This window comes from Hylemonella sp. P2_B10, assembly GCF_056404875.1.
In genome coordinates this window covers 513,289-535,317 of sequence record NZ_JBFUDE010000003.1, presented here as the reverse complement: position 1 = coordinate 535,317, position 22,029 = coordinate 513,289, and the positions used below count along the sequence as shown (strand labels likewise).

The 22,029-nt window shown below is 65.9% G+C and carries 19 protein-coding genes; 8 read left to right on the top strand and 11 right to left on the bottom strand.

Annotated features, from left to right (window positions below):
* Position 1 precedes the first annotated feature (1 nt).
* From mraZ to dapF, 10 genes are all read right to left on the bottom strand, one after another.
* A complete protein-coding gene (gene mraZ / locus AC1DX2_RS14890) occupies positions 2-430 on the bottom strand; it encodes a division/cell wall cluster transcriptional repressor MraZ (protein WP_477197690.1) in 429 nt (142 codons plus the stop codon).
* A 374-nt stretch (positions 431-804) separates the two neighbouring features.
* Positions 805-2,148 (bottom strand): ATP-dependent protease ATPase subunit HslU, encoded by a 1,344-nt coding sequence (gene hslU, locus AC1DX2_RS14885; protein ID WP_477197142.1) that lies wholly within the window; start codon positions 2,146-2,148, stop codon positions 805-807.
* Between the two features lie 19 nt (positions 2,149-2,167).
* Positions 2,168-2,716, bottom strand: coding sequence for an ATP-dependent protease subunit HslV (hslV, locus tag AC1DX2_RS14880; protein WP_477197141.1), 549 nt, complete (start codon positions 2,714-2,716; stop codon positions 2,168-2,170).
* A gap of 145 nt (positions 2,717-2,861) precedes the next feature.
* A complete protein-coding gene (locus AC1DX2_RS14875; protein WP_477197140.1) occupies positions 2,862-4,703 on the bottom strand; it encodes an STAS domain-containing protein in 1,842 nt (613 codons plus the stop codon).
* A 57-nt stretch (positions 4,704-4,760) separates the two neighbouring features.
* Positions 4,761-5,825: an RNA polymerase-binding protein DksA gene (gene dksA, locus AC1DX2_RS14870; RefSeq protein WP_477197139.1), complete on the bottom strand. Its 1,065-nt coding sequence runs from the start codon at positions 5,823-5,825 to the stop codon at positions 4,761-4,763.
* 233 nt (positions 5,826-6,058) lie between these two features.
* Complete coding sequence (locus AC1DX2_RS14865) at positions 6,059-7,123, bottom strand: CobW family GTP-binding protein (protein ID WP_477197138.1); 1,065 nt, start codon at positions 7,121-7,123, stop codon at positions 6,059-6,061.
* 157 nt (positions 7,124-7,280) lie between these two features.
* Entirely contained in the window at positions 7,281-8,462 is a 1,182-nt protein-coding gene (locus AC1DX2_RS14860; RefSeq protein ID WP_477197137.1) for a class I SAM-dependent rRNA methyltransferase, read from the bottom strand.
* A 247-nt stretch (positions 8,463-8,709) separates the two neighbouring features.
* Positions 8,710-9,645, bottom strand: a complete 936-nt coding sequence (locus AC1DX2_RS14855; protein ID WP_477197136.1) for a tyrosine recombinase XerC — start codon at positions 9,643-9,645, stop codon at positions 8,710-8,712.
* A 26-nt stretch (positions 9,646-9,671) separates the two neighbouring features.
* The gene (locus AC1DX2_RS14850) at positions 9,672-10,373 is read right to left on the bottom strand and encodes a DUF484 family protein (protein ID WP_477197135.1); all 702 of its coding nucleotides are present in this window, start codon (positions 10,371-10,373) and stop codon (positions 9,672-9,674) included.
* Complete coding sequence (gene dapF, locus AC1DX2_RS14845) at positions 10,370-11,254, bottom strand: diaminopimelate epimerase (RefSeq protein WP_477197134.1); 885 nt, start codon at positions 11,252-11,254, stop codon at positions 10,370-10,372. Before dapF ends, AC1DX2_RS14850 begins: the two co-directional genes overlap by 4 nt.
* Before the next feature lie 109 nt (positions 11,255-11,363).
* Here dapF and AC1DX2_RS14840 point away from each other — a divergent pair, with 109 nt between their 5' ends.
* The 8 genes from AC1DX2_RS14840 (at position 11,364) to AC1DX2_RS14805 (ending at position 20,719) form a co-directional block, all read left to right on the top strand.
* Entirely contained in the window at positions 11,364-11,930 is a 567-nt protein-coding gene (locus AC1DX2_RS14840) for an ECF-type sigma factor (protein WP_477197133.1), read from the top strand.
* A 131-nt stretch (positions 11,931-12,061) separates the two neighbouring features.
* The gene (locus AC1DX2_RS14835; protein ID WP_477197132.1) at positions 12,062-13,306 is read left to right on the top strand and encodes an efflux RND transporter periplasmic adaptor subunit; all 1,245 of its coding nucleotides are present in this window, start codon (positions 12,062-12,064) and stop codon (positions 13,304-13,306) included.
* Entirely contained in the window at positions 13,303-14,034 is a 732-nt protein-coding gene (locus tag AC1DX2_RS14830) for an ABC transporter ATP-binding protein (RefSeq protein ID WP_477197131.1), read from the top strand. The genes AC1DX2_RS14835 and AC1DX2_RS14830 overlap by 4 nt, the downstream gene beginning before the upstream one ends.
* Before the next feature lie 14 nt (positions 14,035-14,048).
* Positions 14,049-15,206, top strand: coding sequence for an ABC transporter permease (locus AC1DX2_RS14825; protein WP_477197130.1), 1,158 nt, complete (start codon positions 14,049-14,051; stop codon positions 15,204-15,206).
* Positions 15,207-15,297: 91 nt separating this feature from the next.
* Complete coding sequence (locus AC1DX2_RS14820; RefSeq protein ID WP_477197129.1) at positions 15,298-16,467, top strand: ABC transporter permease; 1,170 nt, start codon at positions 15,298-15,300, stop codon at positions 16,465-16,467.
* A gap of 208 nt (positions 16,468-16,675) precedes the next feature.
* Positions 16,676-18,322, top strand: coding sequence for an MBL fold metallo-hydrolase (locus tag AC1DX2_RS14815; RefSeq protein ID WP_477197128.1), 1,647 nt, complete (start codon positions 16,676-16,678; stop codon positions 18,320-18,322).
* Positions 18,300-19,238 carry an RNA pseudouridine synthase gene (locus AC1DX2_RS14810; RefSeq protein ID WP_477197127.1) on the top strand — a complete coding sequence of 313 codons (939 nt, stop codon included), beginning with the start codon at positions 18,300-18,302 and terminating at the stop codon, positions 19,236-19,238. Before AC1DX2_RS14815 ends, AC1DX2_RS14810 begins: the two co-directional genes overlap by 23 nt.
* A 242-nt stretch (positions 19,239-19,480) precedes the next feature.
* Complete coding sequence (locus AC1DX2_RS14805; RefSeq protein ID WP_477197126.1) at positions 19,481-20,719, top strand: DUF6242 domain-containing protein; 1,239 nt, start codon at positions 19,481-19,483, stop codon at positions 20,717-20,719.
* 70 nt (positions 20,720-20,789) lie between these two features.
* Here AC1DX2_RS14805 and AC1DX2_RS14800 read toward each other — a convergent pair whose 3' ends face one another.
* Positions 20,790-21,863, bottom strand: coding sequence for a S66 peptidase family protein (locus AC1DX2_RS14800; protein ID WP_477197125.1), 1,074 nt, complete (start codon positions 21,861-21,863; stop codon positions 20,790-20,792).
* Positions 21,864-22,029 lie beyond the last annotated feature (166 nt).

Below are 22,029 nucleotides of genomic sequence, written 5' to 3'. Positions count from 1 at the left end.
CTCAGAATGAAAAGTCCTTGAAGACGTCGGGCATCTCACCCTGCATCGCCTGGGCCTCCTGGGCCTCGTAGCTGGCCTTGTCCCACAACTCGAAGTGGTTGCCCATGCCCAGCAGCATGGTCTCCTTGGAGATGCCCGCGGCGTCGCGCAGTTCGGGCGACACCAGCACGCGGCCGGTGCCGTCCATCTCGACGTCCATGGCATTGCCCAGGAAGATGCGCTTCCACCACTGCGCTGACATGGGCAGCGCGGCAATGCGCTCACGGAATTTCTCCCATTCGGGGCGGGGGAACACCATCAGGCAGCCATGCGGGTGCTTGGTGATGGTCAGTTGGCCTTGGGCGGTGGCGGCCAGCACGTCACGATGCCGGGTAGGCACCGAGAGCCTGCCTTTTGCATCCAGACTTACCGCTGAAGCCCCTTGAAACACCGCGAAATACCCCTTGTGGAAAAACAGGCAGTGCCCATGGTGGTGCGACGCACTTTTCACCACTTAATTGCACTTTTTTGCACTGTATCAGCAAAAGGTTCCGGTTTGAACGAAATAATTGAAATTATTACAATGAAATCAACGACTTAGGCTGTGTTTTGCATGCTGCCGCAATACAAAAATCCTTCAAAATAAAGCACTTAGCGCGGCTTGTGAATGTGATGCATGAGAAGGTCAGCTGGGCTCGCCACTGTGGGCAAGCTGTGCACAATCCGTTGCTTTTCCAGCGCAAAGCGGGCTGTTGACATCCGGCTTTTCAGGCGTCATTCACCCATTGGGGTGAATTTTACAACCGCCGCCCTGGCAGCAGGGCCTTACAGGATGTAGCGCGACAAATCCTCGTCCTGGCTGAGCTCGCCCAGGCGCTGGTCCACATAGGTGGCATCCACCACCACGGTCTGGCCGGCCATGTCGGTCGCGCCAAAGCTGACCTCGTCCAACAGCCGCTCCATCACCGTGGACAAGCGGCGTGCACCGATGTTCTCGGTGCGTTCGTTGACGTCGTAGGCAATGTGCGCCAGGCGGCTGATGCCCTCGGGCGTGAAGCTCACCGTCACGCTCTCCGTGGCCAGCAAGGCCTGGTATTGCTTGACCAGTGAGGCATGGGTCTGCGTCAGGATGGCCTCGAAGTCCTGCACCGACAGCGACTGCAGTTCCACCCGTATCGGAAAGCGGCCCTGCAGCTCGGGGATCAGGTCGCTGGGCTTGCTCAGGTGGAAGGCGCCGGAGGCGATGAACAGGATGTGGTCGGTCTTGACCACGCCGTATTTGGTGGACACGCTGGTGCCCTCCACCAGCGGCAACAGGTCGCGCTGCACGCCCTGGCGCGACACTTCGGCGCCGCCGCCCTCGCCGCCCGTGCTGCGCGATGTGACCTTGTCGATCTCGTCGATGAAGACGATGCCATTCTGCTCGGCGGAAAACAAGGCGCGCGCGCGTATCTCATCCTCGTTGACCAGCTTGGCGGCTTCCTCATCCACCAACTGCTTCAAAGCCTCGCCTATCTTCAGCTTGCGCAGCTTGCGCTTGTGCTGACCCATGCCGGAGAACATGCCGCGCAGCTGTTCGGTCATCTCCTCCATGCCGGCGGGGCCCATGATCTCCAGCGGCGCGCGCGGCTCGGCCAGCTCCAGTTCGATCTCGCGCTCGTCGAGTTGGCCCTCGCGCAGCTTCTTGCGAAAGGTCTGGCGCGCCAGGCTGTCGCTGGCCGGCAGGTCAACGGCCGAATACTCACCGCCACGCGGTGGCGGGATCAATATGTCCAGCACGCGCTCCTCGGCCACGTCCTGCGCACGCGTACGCACCTTGGCCATCTCCGCTTCGCGCGTCTGCTTGACGGCCACGTCCGCGAGGTCGCGGATGATGGCGTCCACATCCTTGCCCACATAGCCCACCTCGGTGAACTTGGTGGCCTCCACCTTGATGAAGGGCGCGTCGGCCAGCCGCGCCAGACGGCGTGCGATCTCGGTCTTGCCCACGCCGGTGGGGCCGATCATCAGGATGTTCTTGGGCGTGATCTCGGGGCGCAGTTCGGCGGCCACCTGCTGGCGCCGCCAGCGGTTGCGCAGGGCAATGGCGACGGCGCGCTTGGCCTGCTGCTGGCCGACGATGTGGCGGTCGAGTTCGGCGACGATCTGCTGCGGGGTCAGGGAAGACATGGGGACGCTCAGGAGAAGCTCAGGGCAATGTTTCCACCGTGTGGTGCATGTTGGTGTAGATGCACAGCTCACCAGCGATGGCCAGCGACTTGCGCACAATCTCGTCGGCCGGCAACGCGGTGTGCTCCAGCAACGCGATGGCGGCCGACTGCGCAAAAGCGCCGCCTGAGCCAATGGCCACGATGCCGCGCTCGGGCTCCAGCACGTCGCCGTTGCCGGTGATGATCAGCGAGGCACTGGCATCGGCCACCGCCAGCATGGCCTCCAGCCGGCGCAGCACGCGGTCGGTGCGCCAGTCCTTGGTCAACTCGATGGCGGCGCGCTGCAGGTTGCCCTGGTACTTTTCCAGCTTGGCCTCGAAACGCTCGAACAGCGTGAAGGCGTCGGCGGTGGCACCGGCAAAGCCGGCCAGCACCTTGCCCGCGTAGAGCTTGCGCACCTTGCGCGCGCTGCCCTTGATGACGATGTTGCCCAGCGTGACCTGACCGTCGCCGCCCATGGCCACCTGGGGGCCTTGCGGCGTATCGCGTCGCACACTCAATATGGTGGTGCCGTGAAATTGTTCCATAAAAGTACTGTTAGCCCCCACGGTCGCTCACTGCGTGTAGCTCCCTGGACAAGCCATGGCCAGAGGCCATGGCTCTTCAGCCCGTCCCAGCCTGCACTGGCAGGCTGTGAGCCGCGGGCTTCAGCCCCTCGGCGGCCGGGTCCAGTCAGCCCGAGCGGGGGACGATGCGGGCGTGTTCGTTGATGCCGATCACATTGAAGAAAGCCGCCACGAGGCGGTGCACCTCGCGGAACTGGATGTGGCAGCCCTCGTTTTGCCGCTGGGCCACCCAATTCAAGATGCTGCCGGCAGCCGAAAAATCAACCCGTATCAGCTTGGCACAAGACACCACCAGGCGCTCCGAGCCATGGCGCTCTACTTCCAGCTTCTCCAGCGCGGGAGCGGCGTCGCCCAGAATTTCGCCCGCCAATTCCAGCCGCACCGGCGCCTGGTCGTCCGACCCCTGGGATCCAGTGGGTTCGGCGCTCATGCCGGGTTTGCCGGGCTGACTTTCCATGAACGGCTGCGTGTCACGGAACTGGTTGTGCATGCGCGACTCGGCATGGTGCTGTCCCAGGCTCTGGTATTCGCAGCGCGCATCCGTCCACGCAGGCGGCGACACCTCATAGGTGACGCAATAGTCCAGCGCCACCAGCTCGAACTCGTCTTGCAGGCGCATCACACGCAGTGCGTCCATCAGCAGTTGCCACCAATACTGGGCCACGGCCTTGTCGCCCGAACGCGCGAACGAGCGCAGCACTTTTTCCAGGTTGCCGGGTGACTCGAAACCCAGGCTCACCTGCTGCTGGCACCACAGCACGAAGATGCCGCCCAACTCGGCGCCGGCATCGGACTTGATGCTGCGCAACTGCGTCCAATTGAGCCGCCAGGGCAAAGGCTGCTCGCGCAGCGCGCGGCGCAGGTCAATGATGGCCATCATGTCCAACTCCGCCGGACAGACCCAGGTGGCACTGGTCGTGGCGGTGCCAGCGCTGCCCGCCTTCAGACCCACCAGGTCGGGCATGGAGAACCAGGCCGGTGATGATCGCCCGAAGCGCTGCGCGAAATCCACACCGGCCGCATCAAAACGCTGCTGCTGGTTGGTGGCACGGTAGAGGTCGAACAGCGCGGCCATCCACACCTCGGCGGATTCGGGCGTGACGCCGTCGCCGCGCAGGGCTTCCAACAGGCCGGCCTCGGCGCCGGCATCGTCCCCGTTGGCGAAGCGGATGGCGGCCTCTTCCAGATCAGGGTCGGTGCCACCGTCACCCAGCTCGGTGGCAAACAGCTGCGAACTGGAAAAGCCGCTGGTCATGCGGCTGCTGGCGCCAGGCGGCTGCCTGCCGCCGCCCTGGCGTCCCCCGCCCATGGACGAAGGCGCGCCGCTGCCCAACTGCGAACTGGCCATCTGTGAACTGACCGGATGCAAGGAACTGACCAGCTGCGTGGGCGCGAACTCCTGGCCCATCAGATCAGGCGCCAGATCCGGGTTCAGCGTGGAAGGCTCGGTGATGGCGAACTTGCTGTCCTTCTCGCCCACCTGGGAAGACGCGGGGCGCGAGGCCGGCGAGCCGGTTTCACTGCTGATGGGCCCGGGCATGGAAGAGACCGGAAAGTTGGTGCTGCTGCCGGCATCGGCCTGCTTGCCCTTCCACCACTGCTTGGACATCTGCGCTTCGATCTCATCGATCTTCTTCAGCGTGGTGGCGCGCTCGTCCGGGTTGGACGGCAAGCTGCTCTGGAAGAACGACGGACGCCCGGCGTCCTGTTCGGTACCGTCGGTGGGCTCGCGCCGGCGCAGCTTGCGCAAGTGGTCGAATTCGCGCTTGCGCACGAAGTCATTCTGCCGCTTGCGCTCTATCATTTCCTTCAGCGCCTGCTTGCTGTAGCCGCTGTCGGCCTGCTCGGACTCGGGCTGGTCCAGCTCGTTCCAATCCTTGGTGGGATTGCGGACGAACTTCGCCACCTTGGACAACAAACTGGAGTTGTTAGTGTCTTTGGTGGCCATGGCAGATGGATGGCAAAGGCGGCGGAGGCGCGCGCAGGGCGATGCGGGAGGCCCGCCTCAATCCCCGAACATCTTTTGCTTGAGCTCGCGGCGCTGCTGTGCTTCCAGCGACAAGGTGGCGGTGGGCCGCGCCAACAGGCGCCCCACGCCAATGGGCTCACCGGTCTCGTCGCAATAACCGTAATCACCGGCGTCTATGCGCATGATGGACTGCTCGATCTTCTTCAGCAGCTTGCGCTCGCGGTCGCGCGTGCGCAACTCCAGCGCGTGCTCTTCTTCGATGGTGGCGCGGTCGGCAGGATCCGGCACGATCACCGTGTCTTCGCGCAGATGCTCGGTGGTCTCGCCGGCGCTGTTCAGGATGTCCTGCTTCAGCACCGACAGCTTCAGGCGGAAGAAGGCCAGCTGCTTCTCGTTCATGTACTCACTGTCGGGCATGGCCACGATTTCAGTGTCTGACAGCTGCTCCACCGGTTTGGACTTCCAGTTGTTGGCCAGCTTGGGGTCTTTCTTGATGGGCGAAAAAGGAGGGGGAATGATGACAGGAGTTGACATGTTGGGTGCAAAACTGGATTTGGCCGCCGTAGAGGTGGTCGTCGTCTGGGCCATGGAAGGCACCGTCAACGCGGCCAGGCGGTCGGAGACCCGCCTGGGTACCGCGGGCGCGGCGACCTGGGCGGCCGCTGCTGGCGCAACGGTTTTGACGACAGCCGCCTTGACGGGGGCCTTGCTGGTTTCGGGCGCTTTCGCGGGTTTGCTCACCGCCTTGCCCTTGGCAGCAGCCTTGGGAGCGGTTTTGGGGCTGGGCTTGGCGGCGGCTTTGACAGGTGTTCCGATCTTTTTCTTGGGCGGCGCCTTGGCGGCCACTTTGGGCTTGGCGGGCGCCTTCTGGGCTTTCACGGCCGGCTTGGCGGCCGGCTTCTTGGCAGCGGAGGTTTTGACTGCGGCTTTCTTGGGTGCGGGCTTGGAAGCGGCCTTGGCGACCGGTTTGGCGGCTGCCTTCTTGACGACAACCTTCTTGGCAGGCGCCTTCACGGCGCTCTTGGCCGCAGCCGGCTTGGCTTTGGTCGCCACCTTGGCAGTCTTGGCAGGCGCTTTGGCCTTCCCCGGTTTCGCTTTCACGTCTTGCCTCCTCGCAGAACTGGCCTGCGCATGTTGCTCACCCATGGGCGTGCGGCGCGCCGCACGAACTTCTTCGCCCCCGGTTATACGCTCTTTTTGGCCCGCCTTCGGCGAGGCGGGGCGCGAGTTTTCACCGGCGCGCGAGTGTACAGGTTTACCGGCTGGAATTCCCAATAGTTGCAAAAGCGAGACAAACATCTGTCGGTCAACTTACGCCGGCTTTCACACCGCCGTCAAACCAGGGACTGCTCCAGGCCTTGCAGCAAGATGTCCTTGGGCAGGTCTATGCCGATGAACACCATCTTGCTGATGCGTTGTTCCTCGTCGCCCCACTTCGGGCCCAGGTCGCTGCCCATCATCTGGTGCACACCCTGGAAGATCACCTTGCGGTCGGTGCCCTTCATGTTGAGCACACCCTTGTAGCGCAGCATGCGCGGACCGTAGATGTTGACGATGGCACCCAGGAAATCCTCCAGCTTGGCGGCATCAAAGGGCCGCTCGGACCTGAAGACGAAGCTTTTCACGTCGTCGTCATGGTGGTGGTGGTGCGCGCCGCCATGCTGGTGCGACGGATGGTCGCAGTGCTCGCCGTGTTCATGGTCGTGGTCATGCCCATGGTCGTGGTGGTCATGCGCCTCCTCTTCCTTCAGGAAGTCCGGGTCGATGTCCAGCTTGGCGTTCAGGTTGAAGCCGCGCAGGTCAAACACCTCATCGAGCTTCACGTCGCCAAAATGCACCGCCTTTTGCGGCGCGCGCGGGTTCATGTGCTTGAGCCGGTGCACCAGCGCTTCCATCTCGTCTTGCGCCACCAGGTCGCCCTTGCTGATGAAGATCTGGTCGGCAAAACCCACCTGGCGGCGCGCCTCCTGCCGGTCGTTGAGCTGGGCAGGCGCGTGCTTGGCGTCCACCAGCGTCAGGATGGAGTCCAGCAGGTAGCTCTCGGCGATCTCGTCGTCCATGAAAAAGGTCTGCGTCACCGGGCCGGGGTCGGCCAGGCCGGTGGTTTCTATCACCACGCGGTCGAAATCCAGCTCGCCCTTGCGGCGCTTTTCGGCCAGGTCGCGCAGTGTGGCGCGCAGGTCTTCACGGATGGTGCAGCAGATGCAACCGTTGCTCATCTGGATGACCTGCTCCTTGGTTTCGGTCACCAGGATGTCGCTGTCGATGTTCTCTTCGCCGAACTCGTTCTCGATGACGGCGATCTTCTGCCCATGCGCCTCGCTGAGCACACGCTTGAGCAGGGTGGTTTTGCCGGAACCCAGGAAACCGGTGAGTATGGTGGCGGGAATGAGGCTCATGGAAGGTCCATTGAAAGGAAGGGCCGCCGTGGGCAACCGGAATGCGTCAACTCCGCAATTGGGGAGTTTAGCGGGCAATTCAAGCAACAAGCCCTGGGGCAACCGGGTCGCGAGGGCGGGATTTTGCCAGCGCCGGCCCGCCCTTGCTGCCGACGCGCTATTTCCGCATCACCACCAGGCCTTTCAGGTACTCGCCTTCGGGAAAGTTCAGCGTCATCGGGTGGTCGGGCGCGCCGCCCAGGCGCTCGCTGATGTAGCCGTCCACCCCGGCATCGCTGCCGGCCGAAGCGACGATCTTGTGGAACAGGTCAGCGCTGATGCCGCCCGAGCAGGAATAGGTGAACAGCACGCCCCCCGGCGCCAGCAGCTTGAAGGCCAGGCGGTTGATGTCCTTGTAGGCACGGGCCGCACGCTCGGCATGCGCGACAGTGGGCGCAAACTTGGGTGGATCGAGCACGATGGCGTCAAACTGCTGCCCCTGCTGGCCGAACTGGCGCAGGCTGGCGTTGACGTCGGCGTCCAGGAAACTGGCCCGCGCGGCGTCAAAGCCGTTCAGCGCCACATTCGCCGCCGCCCGCTGCAGGGCGGGGCCCGATGAGTCGATGGACGTGACGTGACCGGCGCCGCCAGCCAGCGCCGCCACGGTGAAACCGCCGGTATAACAGTAACAATTGAGCACCCGCGCAAAGCCCAGGCGGCGGGTGTGGTCGGCAAATTTCTTGCGGCTGTCGCGCTGGTCCAGGTAAAAACCGGTCTTGTGGCCCTCGCTGATGCTCAAACCCAGCCGCCAGTCGTGCTCGCGCAGCACCAGTTCGGTAGGCCCTTCGCCCTGCAGCCAGCCAGCCACCTCGCCCAGGCCCTCCAAGGTGCGGGCGTTGGTGTCCGAACGTTCGTACAAGCGGCTCAGGCCCGTCTCGGCCAACAAGGCGTCCGCCAACACTTTCTTCCAGCGTTCAGCACCGGCCGACAAGAACTGCGCCACCAGCGTGTCGCCATAGCGGTCCACGATCAACCCCGGCAGCCCGTCGGATTCACCATGCACCAGCCGCACGCCATCGCTCTGCACGTCAAAGCGCGCACGGGCACGCACCGCCTGCTGCACGGCCGCCGCGAAGAAAGCCGCATCAATGCGCTGCGCTTCGTCAAAGCTCCAGACACGGGCACGGATTTTCGACGCCGGACTGAACGCCGCCCAAGCCAGAAACTTGCCCTCGTGCGACTCCACCCTTACCGTCTCACCCGCGTCCCCACCGCCCTTGGCAATGGCCGACTCGAACAGCCATGGGTGGCCGCGCAGCAGTGAGCGCTCCTTGCCTTCTCTCAGTCTTAGCATCTTCATGCCTGCATTTTCGCCTAGACCCTCTTTCGCCTTCGCACCATCTGCTTTGGCGTTGGCGAGGCTCCGCAGCGCGCCAGCCTGAAAATTGGCTTTCCCCGTTTCACAAGGGCCCCTTTGCCAATTTTCAGGCTGGCACGCCGCTCCCTTGTTAACGGAAGAACTGCTGGCGTGAAGCTTCTTCGCTGACCGATAGTGCTGCCGTGCCGCGCGCCCAGCGCGTGCAGCCTGAGAAAAACCAAGCTGACCTTTACTTCTTGCCAGAGCCGCCAGGCAATTTCGCCCGCGGATGCGCCGCGTCATAGGCTTTGGCCAGGTGCTGGAAGTCCAAGCGTGTGTAGACCTGCGTGGTGCTGATGTTGGCGTGGCCCAGCAGCTCCTGCACCGCCCGCAGATCACCGCTGGACTGCAGCACATGGCTGGCGAACGAGTGGCGCAGCATGTGCGGGTGCACCGGCGCGGCCAGACCGGCTTGCTGGCTGCGGCGCTTCAGGCGCTGCCAGATGGACTGGGCGGTCAGGCGGGTGATGTTGCGGCCGATGAACAGCGCAGTCTGCGCGGGGTGTTCACCACGCAGGCTCAGCCAATGTTGCACAGCCTGCACCGCCTGGGCGCCCATGGGCACGCTGCGCCGCTTGGAGCCCTTGCCCAGCACATGGGCCTCGCCGGCCTCCAGGTCCAGCCAGCCACGCGCCTGGGCGCTGGCGGTCACGTCCAGCCCCACCAGCTCGCCCACCCGCAGGCCGGCGCCATACAGCAGCTCCACCATGGCGCTGTCGCGCGCTTCCAGCCAGGGGGAATCGTCCTCGGCCGCGTAGCTGGCCAGTTGCACCGCGTCGTCCACGCTCAAGGCCTTGGGCAGCGGCTTGGGCGCCTTGGGGGCGCGCACGTCTTGCACCGGGTTGCTGGCCACCAGGCCTTCGCGCCCCAGCCAGGCGTAAAAGCCGCGCCAGCCCGACAGCACCAGCGCGATGCCACGCCCACTGCGCCCGCCGGCATGCATCTGCGCCACCCAGCGGCGCACATGGGCGTTTTGCACCCGTGTCAGCTCCAGCCTGGCGGTCTGGGCAAAGGCGGTCAGTTTTTGCAGGTCCAGCGCGTACAGCTCCACCGTGCGCTGGGCCAGGCGTTTTTCCACCCGCACATGCTCCAGGTAGCGCTCGGTCAGCGCGGCGTCCTGTGACATGGTGCGGCGGGCCTGTCGTGAAGGCCTTACCTCAGGCGCGACAGCGCCGCGCTGGCCAGTTCGGCGATGCGGGCCAGGAAATCGGTGCCCATGGCGCTGTTGTAGCGCTGGGCATCGGGCGAGGCCAGCACCAGCATGCCGAACGCCTGTGTGCTGCCCCCGGCAGGGCCGGTGCCTGCACCACTACGTAGGGGCAGCAGCGCCAGCGAGGTGACGGCGTTGGGGTCTTCCAGCCAGTTGACCGCCTCAAAGCCGGTGTTGACGCCACAAAACGGCTCGGTCAACGAGTTGGCGAACAGCTTGGCGTCTTCGCTGACACCCTGGGCAAAGGCATTCTCGGCAAAGCCGGGGGCCACACCCCAGACCTTGATGCCCACCTGCGGCACCGAGAACTGTTGTCGGATTTCTTGGCAGATCTGCTCCGGCAAGCCCAGCGGCTCATGCGCCAGGAACAGCGTACGCGCCCATCGCAGCAGCTTGTCGGCCAGCATCAGGTTCTCGTTGCCGTTGCGCACCATGTCCATGATGCGGAACTCCAGCGCCTTGATCTTGTCGCGCAGCATCTCGGCCTGGCGTTCCTGCAGGCTGACGGCCCGGTTGCTGTGCGGGCTGCTCAGGTGCACCGAGGCCAGCAACTCGGCGTGGCGCTCGAAGAAGTCCGGCGTATTCACCAGGTAGTTGGCGATGTCGTCTTCGGTGATGGGGTTGTTCAAGGGGTTGTTGTTCATGATGGGTCAGGAATGTCGATTTCACCTTCAAAAACCGTGACGGCCGGGCCGATCATCAGCACCGGCGCACCAACGCCAGCCCATTGGATGGTCAGCAAACCGCCGCGCGTGTGCACCTGCACCGTGTCGTCCAGCAGGCCCAGGCGGATGCCGGCCACCACCGCCGCGCAAGCGCCGCTGCCGCAGGCCAGTGTTTCACCGGCACCGCGCTCGTACACCCGCAGGCGGATTTCGCCACGCCCCAGCACCTGCATGAAGCCGGCGTTGACACGGCGCGGAAAGCGCGCGTGCCGCTCCACCAGCGGGCCTTGCACAGCCACCGGCGCGCTGTCCACATCGTCCACCACCTGGACCGCGTGCGGGTTGCCCATGCTGACCAGCGCCACGGTGGCGGTGGTACGGTAGTTGCCGTCGCCCGGGTCCAGATCCAGCGGCCAGACTTCCCAATTGCCGCGCGACAGCGACACCGTGTTCAACGGGTCAAACGGCAGGCTGGCCAGCGCGAAATTCGGCATGCCCATGTCCACCGTCACGCGGCCGTCGGCGCTCAGGCGCGGCGCGATGACGCCACCCAGGGTCTTCACCCGTATCACGTCCTTGTGGCTCAGGCCGCGATCGCGCACGAAACGGGCAAAGCAACGCGCGCCATTGCCGCACTGCTCCACCTGCTCGCCATCGGCGGCGTTGTGGATCACGTATTCAAAGTCGAGGTCGGGCTCAGGGGCTGCGCGCACCGACAGAATCTGGTCCGCCCCGACGCCGAAATGCCGGTCGCCCAGGTAGCGGTACTGCGCCGCCGTCAGCCCCAGCAGGCCGCGGGTTTCGTCCAGCACGACGAAATCATTGCCGGCGCCCTGCATCTTGGTGAAACGGATTCGCATGGCGCGGATTATCTCCCGTTCCAAGCCCGCACCCGACAGCGCCACGCGGGCATGTCCTACAAAACCAGCATTGTTTTTCGCGTTGGGCCTCATCCATAATGAAACCACCATGAGCAAACCCTCGTTGCAAGACGTCACCCAATGGCTGAACCAGCCCGAGGCAGCGGCGGGCGACATCAACAACGAGCTGTTCACGCTGCTGTACGACGACCTGCACCGGCTGGCGCGCTCCCAGATGCGCAAGGAAGACCCCAGCCACACCTTGAGCGCCACCGGGCTGACGCACGAGGCCTGGTTTCGCATGGCCGAGCAGACGCGCACGCGCTGGGCCAGCCGGGCCCACTTCCTGGCGGTATCGGCCACCATGATGCGGCGCATCCTGGTCAACCACGCGCTGGCCAAGCAGGCTGGCAAGCGCGACGCCCAGCTGGTCAGCCTGACGCTGGCCGAAGAGACACCGCAAGACGGCCCAAGCGCCGACGTGGTGGCGGTGCACGACGCGCTGCTCGGTTTCGAGGCACGCGACCCGCGCGCCGCCAAGGTGGTGGAGCTGAAGTTCTTCGGCGGCCTGGAAAACGAGGAGGTGGCCGAGGTGCTGGGCATCTCATTGGCCACCGTCAAGCGAGACTGGGCGCTGGCGCGTTCCTGGCTGCACCGCGAGCTGCGTACCGGCTGAGTCAGCCTTCAGAGCCGCTCCGCGCCGTCGCCAGCCACCGACGCTGCGGCGCCATTCACCGAAAAAAGGGGTGACGCGGCGGCCACAGGGCTGTATCGTGCGGCCTGTTGCCCAACCACCGCAGAGCCCCCATGACCAGTGCACCGCCCGCTTCCCCTGCCGCCGCCGGCCCCACGCCCTCTGCCGTCCAGCAGCTCAGCATTCAACGCGGTACGCCTGGCGGCGGCGGCAAAAAACGCCGCTGGGGCCGCTGGGCGGCCGTTATCGTGGTCGTCGCCGGTGGTGCCGGTGTGGCGCTGCGCCCGCACAAGGCCGAGGTGCAGGTGACCTCGGTGCTCACCGCCTACCCGTCGCAGCAGTATGCGCAGCTGACCGCCTCGGGCTATGTGGTGGCGCAGCGCCGTGCCGCCGTGGCCAGCAAGGCCACCGGCCGGCTGGTGTGGCTGAACGTGCGCGAAGGCAGCCAGGTGAAGGAAGGCGAGGTGATGGCCCGACTGGACGCCAGCGATGTGCGCGCCTCCATCCTGCAAGCGCAGGCGGGCATACGCCAGGCCGAGGCCGGCGTGGCCCAGGCCAATGTGGAGCGCATCAACGCCGAGGCCGAATTGAAACGGGCCCAGGGCCTGGCCGCGCAGGGCTTTGTGTCGCCGCAGTCGGTAGACACCGCCACCACCCGGCTGAACGCCGCCAAGGCGGCCATTGTGTCGGCCGAATCGGCAGTGGCCGTGTCGCGCGCGCAGCTGAAGGTGCAACAGGTCAACCAGGACTTCACCGAGATCCGCGCGCCGTTCGATGGCGTGGTGCTGGTGAAGAACGCCAATGTGGGCGACATCATCACCCCCTTCTCCAGCGCCGCCGGCACCCAGGGCGCGGTGGTCACCATGGCCGACATGAGCACGCTGGAAGTGGAGGCCGATGTGTCGGAGAGCAATGTGTCCAAGGCGCAGACCGCGCAGCCGGTGGAGATCACCCTGGACGCACTGCCCAATGTGCGCTTCAAGGGCAGCGTGGTGGGCATCGTGCCCACGGTGGACCGCGCCAAGGCCACGGTGATGACCAAGATTCGCTTTGCCAAGCTGGACCCGCGCATCCTGCCCGAGATGAGCGCCAAGGTCACTTTCCTGTCGCAGGCCATCACCGACGCCGACCAGCAACCGCTGCTGGCTGTCAGCCCCAAGGCGGTGGTGGAGCGCGGCGGCAAGAAGCAGGTGCTGCGCGTCAAGGACGACGCCGTGGAAGCCGTGGACGTGACCACCGGACGCAAGATAGGCGACAACCTGGAGGTGACCGGCGCGCTGAAGTCCGGCGACAAGCTGGTGCTGGAACCCGGCGAGAAGCTGGTGGGCGGCAGCAAGATCACGGTGGCCACCAAGTGAGCGGCACCCCGCCAGGCCACGGCGCGGCGCCGCCGGTGATCCGCATCCGGGGTTTGAGCAAATCCTACCGGCGCGGCGACCAGACCATCCCCGTGCTGGAAGGGGTGGACCTGGATGTGCAGAGCGCCGACTTTGTCGCGCTGATGGGCCCCAGCGGCTCGGGCAAGAGCACGCTGCTGAACCTGATTGCCGGCATCGACAAGCCCAGCAGCGGCACGATAGAGATTGGCGGCGTCGACATCGCCCGCCTGAGCGAAGGCGAGCTGGCGGACTGGCGTGCCGCCAACGTGGGTTTCATCTTCCAGTTCTACAACCTGATGCCGGTGCTGACCGCTTTCGAGAACGTGGAGCTGCCGCTGCTGCTGACCAACCTGTCGCGCAGCCAACGCAAGCAGCATGTGCAGGCGGCGCTGGAGATGGTGCGCCTGACCGACCGCATGGACCACTACCCCAACGAGCTGTCTGGCGGCCAGCAACAACGCGTGGCCATCGCCCGCGCGCTGGTCACCGACCCGATGCTGATCGTCGCCGACGAGCCCACAGGCGACCTGGACCGCACCACCGCCGGCGAGGTGCTGGACCTGATGGACGAACTGCACCGGGTGCTGGGCAAGACCATCGTGATGGTCACCCACGACCCCAAGGCCGCGTCGCGCGCCGCCCGCCTGGTGCACCTGGAAAAGGGCGTGCTGGTGGACGATGCGGCCATGGCCGCACCGCAGCACTAGGGCTGGACACCGCCATGTTTGTGTTTCGCCTGCTGCTGAAAAACGCCTTCCGCCACAAGCTGCGCACGCTGCTGACCATGGTGGGCCTGGTGGTGGCGATCTGCGCCTTTGGCCTGCTGCGCACCATCGTGGACGCCTGGTACGCCGGCGTGGAGGGCACCTCCAGCACGCGGCTGATCACCCGCAATGCCATCTCGCTGACCTTTGCGCTGCCGCTGAGCTATGCCGAGCGGCTGCGCAACGTGGAAGGCGTGAACGGCGTCAGCTGGTCCAATTGGTTCGGCGGCATCTACATCACCGAACGCAATTTTTTCCCGCAGTTCGCCATTGACCCGGCCACCTACCTGCCGATGTACCCCGAGTACGTGCTGAAGGATGAGGAAATCAAGGCCTTCCTGACCGACCGCAAGGGCGCCATCGCCGGGCGCAAGCTGGCCAATGAGTACGGCTGGAAGATTGGCGACCAGATCCCCATCAAGGGCACCATCTATCCGGGCACCTGGAATTTCACGCTCCGCGGCATCTGGGATGGCAAGGACGCCAAGACCGACGAATCACAACTGCTGTTCCATTGGCAATACCTGGCTGACTCGGTGCGCACGCGCAACAAGAGCGCGGCCGACTATGTGGGCGTGTACGTGCTCAGCATCAACGACCCGAACAACGCGCCCATCGTCTCGGAGCGCATCGACGCGCTGTTCAAGAATTCGCTGGGCGAAACGCTGACCGAGACCGAGAAAGCCTTCCAGTTGGGCTTTGTGTCCATGAGCGAGGCCATCCTGGTGGCCATCAACGCCGTCAGCGGCGTCATTGTCATCATCATCATGGCGGTGATGGCCAACACCATGAGCATGACGGCGCGCGAGCGCCTGGCCGAATACGCCACCTTGAAGGCGCTGGGCTTTTCGCCCGGCTTCGTGGTCAAGCTGCTGTTTGGTGAAAGCCTGGTGATCGCGCTGCTGGGCGGCGGCCTGGGGCTGTTGGTCACGCTGCCGATCGCGGCCGGCTTTGCCAAGGCCGTGGGCACGCTGTTTCCGGTGTTCGTGGTGTCCGACCTGACCATGAGCCTGCAACTCGCCGCCAGCGTGGTGGTGGGCCTGGTGGCCGCCGCCTGGCCGGCCTGGAAGATGAGCCGCATCAACATCGTCAACGGCTTACGTCACGTGGCATGAATATGGCCCCCACGCTCGTTCACTTCGTGTACTCGCTGCCCCCCAAGGGGGCCGCAGTCGCCTTGGGGCGGCCCGGCGGCGACTCAACCTCATGAAGGCTATCCCCCTTTCATACATAGCCCGCAACCTGTGGGTGCGCCGCGTCACCACACTGCTGACGGCTGGCGGCATGTCGCTGGTGGTGTTCGTGTTCGCGGTGGTGCTGATGATGAGCGAGGGCATACGCGCCACGCTGGTGGCCACCGGTCAGCCGGACAACGTGCTGCTGCTGCGCAAGGGCGCCGGTGCCGAGATCAACAGCGGGATTTCGCGCGACCAGGCATCCATCGTCGAGAGCCTGCCCGGCATCGCCACCAATGGCGCCGGCCAGCGCCTGGTCAGCAAGGAGCCGGTGGTGCTGAACAACCTGCCCAAGCGCAGCAACGGCAAGCCCAGCAATGTGACGGTGCGCGGCACCTCGGCGCTGGGGCTGGAGCTGCGTCCGCAGGTCAAGCTGCTGGAGGGGCGCATGTTCCGCCCTGGCACCTCGGAAATCATCACCGGCCACTCGATTGCCAAGGGCTTTCGCGGCACCGCCTTGGGCGAGACGCTGCGCTTCGCCCAGCGCGACTGGGTGGTGGTTGGCGTGTTCGATTCCGGGAAGACCGGCTTTGACAGCGAGATCTGGGGCGACGCCGACCAGATGATGGCAGCCTTTCGCCGCAACAGCTACTCCACCGTGGTGTTCCGCCTGGCCGATCAGGATGCCTTTGACGGCGTCAAGAAGGCCATTGAAGGCGACCCGCGGCTGCAACTGGACGTGAAACCCGAAATCCAGTTCTACGCCGAACAAAGCGAGGCGCTGGCCACATTCATCCGCATCCTGGGCCTGAGCCTGTCCATCATCTTCTCCATTGGTGCCGTGGTGGGCGCGATGATCACCATGTTCGCCGCCGTGGCCCAGCGCGTGGGCGAGATCGGCACCTTGCGTGCATTGGGTTTTCGCCGTGGCGCCGTGTTGCTGGCCTTTTTGCTGGAGTCGCTGCTGCTGTCGCTGGTGGGCGGCGTGATCGGCCTGTTCGCGGCTTCGTGGATGCAGGCGGTGGACATCTCCACCACCAATTTCCAGACCTTCAGCGAGTTGGCCTTCCAGTTCAAGCTGACGCCGGGCATTGGCATGCAAACGCTGGTGTTCGCGTTGTTCATGGGGTTCATCGGCGGCTTCATTCCAGCCTGGCGGGCGGCGCGGTTGAAGATCGTGGATTGTTTACGGGAGGCGTGAGCGGGCAAGCCTGCTGGTTTTGACGTTGAGGCGTTGGCGGACGTAGCGCTTACTGTTGATCATGGATGAAACGCGGGCCTCTCGTGCTGACGACAGAGGCCATGGCGTGCCCAGGACTTGTCGCGCGCCAGCCGGCCAAGCAGATGCGCAGCCCCGGCCCATTCCCGCACCGCCTTCGTTCAGTTCAAATTGACGGCACAATCCCCTCATGACCCGTGCCAGCCAACTGCTGCACCCGCAGCGCGAACCCGTCACCCCCCGCCCCGCAGCCACCGTGCTGCTGCTGCGCGACACGCCGCAGGGCGTGGAAGTGCTGATGACGCGCCGCTCCATGACGGCCAGCTTCGCGCCCGGCGCCTATGTGTTCCCCGGTGGTGGGGTGGACGCGCAAGACGCGGCTGCACACGGCCAGGCCGACAGTCGCCCCACGCAAAGCCCGCTGCACCTGACCCAGGCCATCGCCGCGATACGCGAAAGTTTCGAGGAATTGGGTGTGCTGTTGGCCCGCCATGCCGACGGCACCCCGGCCGGTGCGGCAGACATCGCCCGCCTGGACCGCAAGGCACCCTTCCTGCCGCAATGCCAGGCCCAAGGCCTGACGCTGACGGCCGCCCAAGTGTTCGCGCTGGCGCACTGGATCACCGACCGCGACCTGCCGCGCCGGTTTGACGTGCCCTTCCTGGTAGCCCGCATGCCCGATGGCCAGACCCCGGTGGCTGATGAGGCCGAGCAGTTCGAGCCGGTGTGGGTGCGCGCCCAGGACGCGCTGGCGCGCCACCAGGCCGGCCAGTTCTTCATCATCTTCCCCACCATACGCACGCTGGAGCGGCTGCAGGCCTACCCCACGGTGGACGCGGTGTTGCAGGCCTGCGCCGCCACCGAGCAGCCACTGTTCACCAGTTGCCCGCGTGGCGGCCTGCTGAAGGGGGAGGACACCCGCTTCATGGAGCACGAGTCGCCGTTTGGCGAGTTGGCCATGGTGTGTCCGGACGGCCAGATGCAGCACGCGCTGGACTGGCGGCACGACCAGCCCGTGCCGTTGCTGAAGAACCTGATGCGGCTGACCGCACCCAATGCCGGCGCCATGACCGGCCCCGGCACCAACAGCTACATCGTGGGCGACGCCAGCAGCGGTTACATCGTCATCGACCCCGGGCCGGACGATGCCGTGCACATCGAGCGCCTGTGGCGCGCCACCGGCGGCGACGTGCGCATGATCGTCTGCACCCACTCGCACCCAGACCACTCGCCCGGCGCCCGGCCCTTGCAGGCGCTGTGCACCACCACCCAGCCACCCATCCTGGGCCTGGCCTCGCTGCCCACCGCGCGCGCGGCCAGCGCCTTCACGCCCGACCGCGCCTTGGCCCACCACCAGCAGTTGCAGTTGCAAGGCGAGGTGACGCACACGCTGAAGGTCATGCACACCCCCGGCCATGCGGCCAACCACCTGTGCCTGGTGCTGCTGGAAGACGGTTTGCTGTTCTCCGGCGACCACATCCTGAACGGCAGCACCACGGTGGTGGACCCGCCGGACGGCGACATGACGGCCTACCTGGATTCGCTGGATGCGCTGAGCGCCGCCTGCGCCGAGCACGGCATTGAATTCATCGCGCCGGCCCACGGCTATGTGCTGGGCAATGCCAGCGGCGCCATCGCGCACCTGAAGGCCCACCGGCTGGCGCGCGAGGCCAAGGTGCACGCGGCCATGCAGGCCCGCCCCGCTGGCACGCTGGACGACTGGGTTCCACTGGCCTATGCCGATGTGCCGCAGCGCATGTGGCCGCTGGCCAAGCGCTCGCTGCTGGCCCATGTGCAACGGCTGGAACAATTGCATGGCCAAGCAACCACCGCCTGACCGGCCGCGCCAGGCGGGCACACTGCGGCGGGCGCCGCCAGCCAACGCGCCTGCGGCCACGGGCACTGTCCCGAGCACTGCCCCGGCTGCAGTACACGCCGCCGCACCCACCGGTCAAAGGCTGTCCAAGCGCCTGGCCGAGCTGCTGCCGTGCTCGCGCAGCGAGGCCGAGCAGTACATCGCTGGCGGCTGGGTCAGCGTCGATGGCCAGGTGGTGGAAGAGCCGCAGGCCCGCGTGCTGCCCAACCAGGCGGTGACGTTGGCGAGCGACGCCAGCCTGATGGCGCTGACGCCGGTGACGCTGCTGCTGCACAAGCCGCCCGGCTACGAGGACAGTTCCGACCTGATGGCGTTCGCACGCTCCGGCAAGCGCGCGCTGCAACTGGCCCAGCGGCTGCTGGTGGCCGACAACCACTGGGCCGACGACCCGGCCGCGCAGCGTCTGCTGAAGCAGCACTTCACCAAGCTGGCGGTGCCCGCGCCGCTGGAGACCCAGGCCAGCGGCCTGCTGGTGTTCACCCAAGACTGGCGGGTGGCACGCAAACTGACCGAGGACGCCAGCATCCTGGAGCATGAATACATGGTGGAGGTGGCCGGTGAGCCGCAAGCAGAGCAATTGGCGCACCTGAACCGGGGGCAAAGCCGGGGCCACGCCTCCGGCGGCACGCCGGAGTCCGGCCCGGCGGCCAACCGGTCGTACGTCAAGGTCAGCCTGAGCAGCAGCCAGGGCGGCCCGGGCGGGGTTTCCCGGCTGCGCTTCGCCTTCAAGGGCGCCCACCTGGGCCTGGTGGAGCAGCTGTGCCACCAAGTCGGCTGGCAGTTGCTGGGCATGCGGCGCATGCGCGTGGGCCGGGTGGCACTGGCGCGTCTGCCGCAAGGCCAGTGGCGCTACCTGGGCGGCGGGGAGCGGTTTTGAGGCCCTCTGCCGGCCCGGCCGGACAGCCCGCCCAAATAATCGATAATGGCCGTTGGGCAGCCGGTTTACCCCAGCTTTACCGGCATGTCCCGAAGGGCCTGGGAACTGCCCGCACAATGTGCTGTCCTTACACTGAGGGTTCACCCCCCAGGGGACGGACAGCATGTCGATGTACCGCCCACGCACGCCGGGGGTCGCCATCTGCGTGAACCCTGGATTCAACCGTTGATTTGGAAGTGTTTATGTTGTTGCGTTTGATCAGGTTGTCCGCCGTGCTGATGGCCAGCGCGCTGCTGGCCGTGGGTTGCGGCGGCGGTGGTGGCCCCGCAGAACCGCCAAAAGAAGGACTGGCCGTAACCAGCACGCTGCAGTCCAGCGCCGTGGTCACCTGGAACATGGCCTCCGGCGTGGAATACTGGCTGTTCTACGGCCCCACCGCGTCTGCCCCCACCGGCACCACGTCGGCTGAAAAATGGATAGGCATACCCGGCGGCGCCACCTTCATCAAGGCGGTGTCTCCCGTCACAGTGTCTGGCCTGACCAACGGCGTGCAGTATTCCTTCACCATCAACGCCCGCACCAACGGTGGCCCCGGCGGCCCGGTGGCCGCCCCAGTGACGGTGACACCGCAGGCGGCCGGCACGCGCTGGACCGCTGCCACCCCCAACCCCTTGGGCACACAGGACTTGCGCGCCATGACCGTGGGCACCGCCGTGGTGGCCGTGGGCGCCAAGGGCGCCATGTTCGCCAGCGCGGACACGCTGACCTGGGGCCCGATCAACCCGGTGACCACCAACAACCTGAATGGTGTGAACTGGACCTCCACCACCAACTACTTCGCGGTCGGCAACCAGGGCACCATCCTGCAGAGTTCCGACGCCATTTCCTGGACGCCGCAGAACAGCGGCACCACGCAGAACCTGAACAGCGTAACCAGCAGCGGCACGCTGATCGTGGCGGTGGGCGACAACGGCACCATCATCACCAGCGCCACCGGCGCCACCTGGACCGCCGCCACGACGGTGCCCACGACGGCCAAGCTGAACAAGGTGATGTTCATGGCCGGCGCCTTCTTCGCGGTGGGCAACGGCGGCACGCTGCTGTACAGCGCCGACGGTCAGACCTGGACGGCACGCACCAGCGGCACCACGGCCGACCTGTACACGCTGACCTACGGCATCAGCACGGGCACCACCACCACCGTGGTGTACATCGTGGCCGGCGCCAACGGCAGCCTGCTGACCAGCCCCGACGGCACCACCTTCACGGCACAGACGCTGCCGGTGGACGCCATCTACGACATCGGCTACGGCCTGCAGTACACCGCGGTGGGCGCGGGCGGCAAGATCTTCAGCAGCATCGACGGCCTGTCGTGGACGATCCAGACGTCGCCCACCACCAGCAACCTGTATGCCACCAGCTACGGCCTGAACACCTTCATGGCGGTGGGTGCCGGCGGCGTGAACCTGTATTCCCACTAAAGGCAGCGGGCGCCAGCCCGCCACCGAAAAAAAAGCGCGGGCATGCCCGCGCTTTTTTGTTGGGCGCCGCTCAGACCACCGCGGGCTGCAGCAGCGTGATGCTGCCCTTGTCAGCATCGATCTCGGCGTCCAGGCCCAGCGGCAACGTGAACTTGGGGCGAACATGGCCAAACATGCTGCCGCTGAACACCGGGATGTTCAGCGGCTTGAAGTAATCGTCAAACACATCGTCCAGCGGCAGGTTGCCATAGCCCTCTCCGGGCTTGCAGTCGGTGAACTGGCCCAGCACCACGCCGGCCAGGCGGTCCAGCGCGCCGGCCAGCCGCAGGTGCGACAGCATGCGGTCCACCCGGTAGATGTATTCGTTGACGTCCTCCAAGAACAGGATGCTGCCGCGAAAATCCGGCGCATAGGGTGTGCCCAGCAGCGTGACCAGCACCGACAGGTTGCTGCCCAGCAGGCGGCCGCGCGCGCGCCCGCCGCGTATCGTCTGCGTGCGCCCGCTGCTGCCCTGCACCAGACCGGCGCCTTTTTCTGTCGGGTTGGTGAACTGCACCGCCTGGCCTTCCATCAGCACGCGGCGGAAGTAGCCGACGCTGAAGTCATTCCACTCCGAAGCCCCCATGGGGCCGTGGAAGCACACCAGCCCGGTACGCGCGTAAATGCCGTTGAGCAGCGCGGTGATGTCACTGTAGCCCACCAGCACCTTGGGGTGGCGGCGTATGGCCTCGTAGTCCAGCAGGTTCATGATGCGGGTGGCGCCCGCACCGCCGGTCATGCAGATGATGCCGTCCACCTCGGGGTCGGTGAACATGGTGTTCAGGTCTTCGGCGCGCTGCGCGTCGGTGCCGGCGAAGTGCCCATTGCGCGCGCGCAGATAACGCCCTTCCTTGACCTTGAAGCCCAGCGCCTGCAGGCTCTCGATGGCCACGGTGTAGCCACCTCGCTCATAGGTGGCGCGCGACGGGCTGACCAGCCCCACGGTGTCGCCCGCCTTCAGCCGCTTGGGCCGCAGCAGCATCGGCCCCACCGCACTGGAGGCCAGCGGCTGCGCCTGCGCGCTGTGGCCCGCCAGCCCCAGTGTGCCAGCGGTGCCCAAGGCCATGGTTTGGAGAAGCTTGCGGCGCGCCAGGGAGCTTGTCATGCGAGACCTTGTGTTGTCGTAGATGCGCCCTGGCCGGCGGCCAGGGCCAATCACAGTCTATGCCAATGGCGGGCCTGCGCCCATGCACACTGTTGCGACAGGTATTACCGCAGGGAAAGCCTGCGCCTGCGCCTGCGCCTGCGCCTGCGCCTGCGCCTGCGCGGCG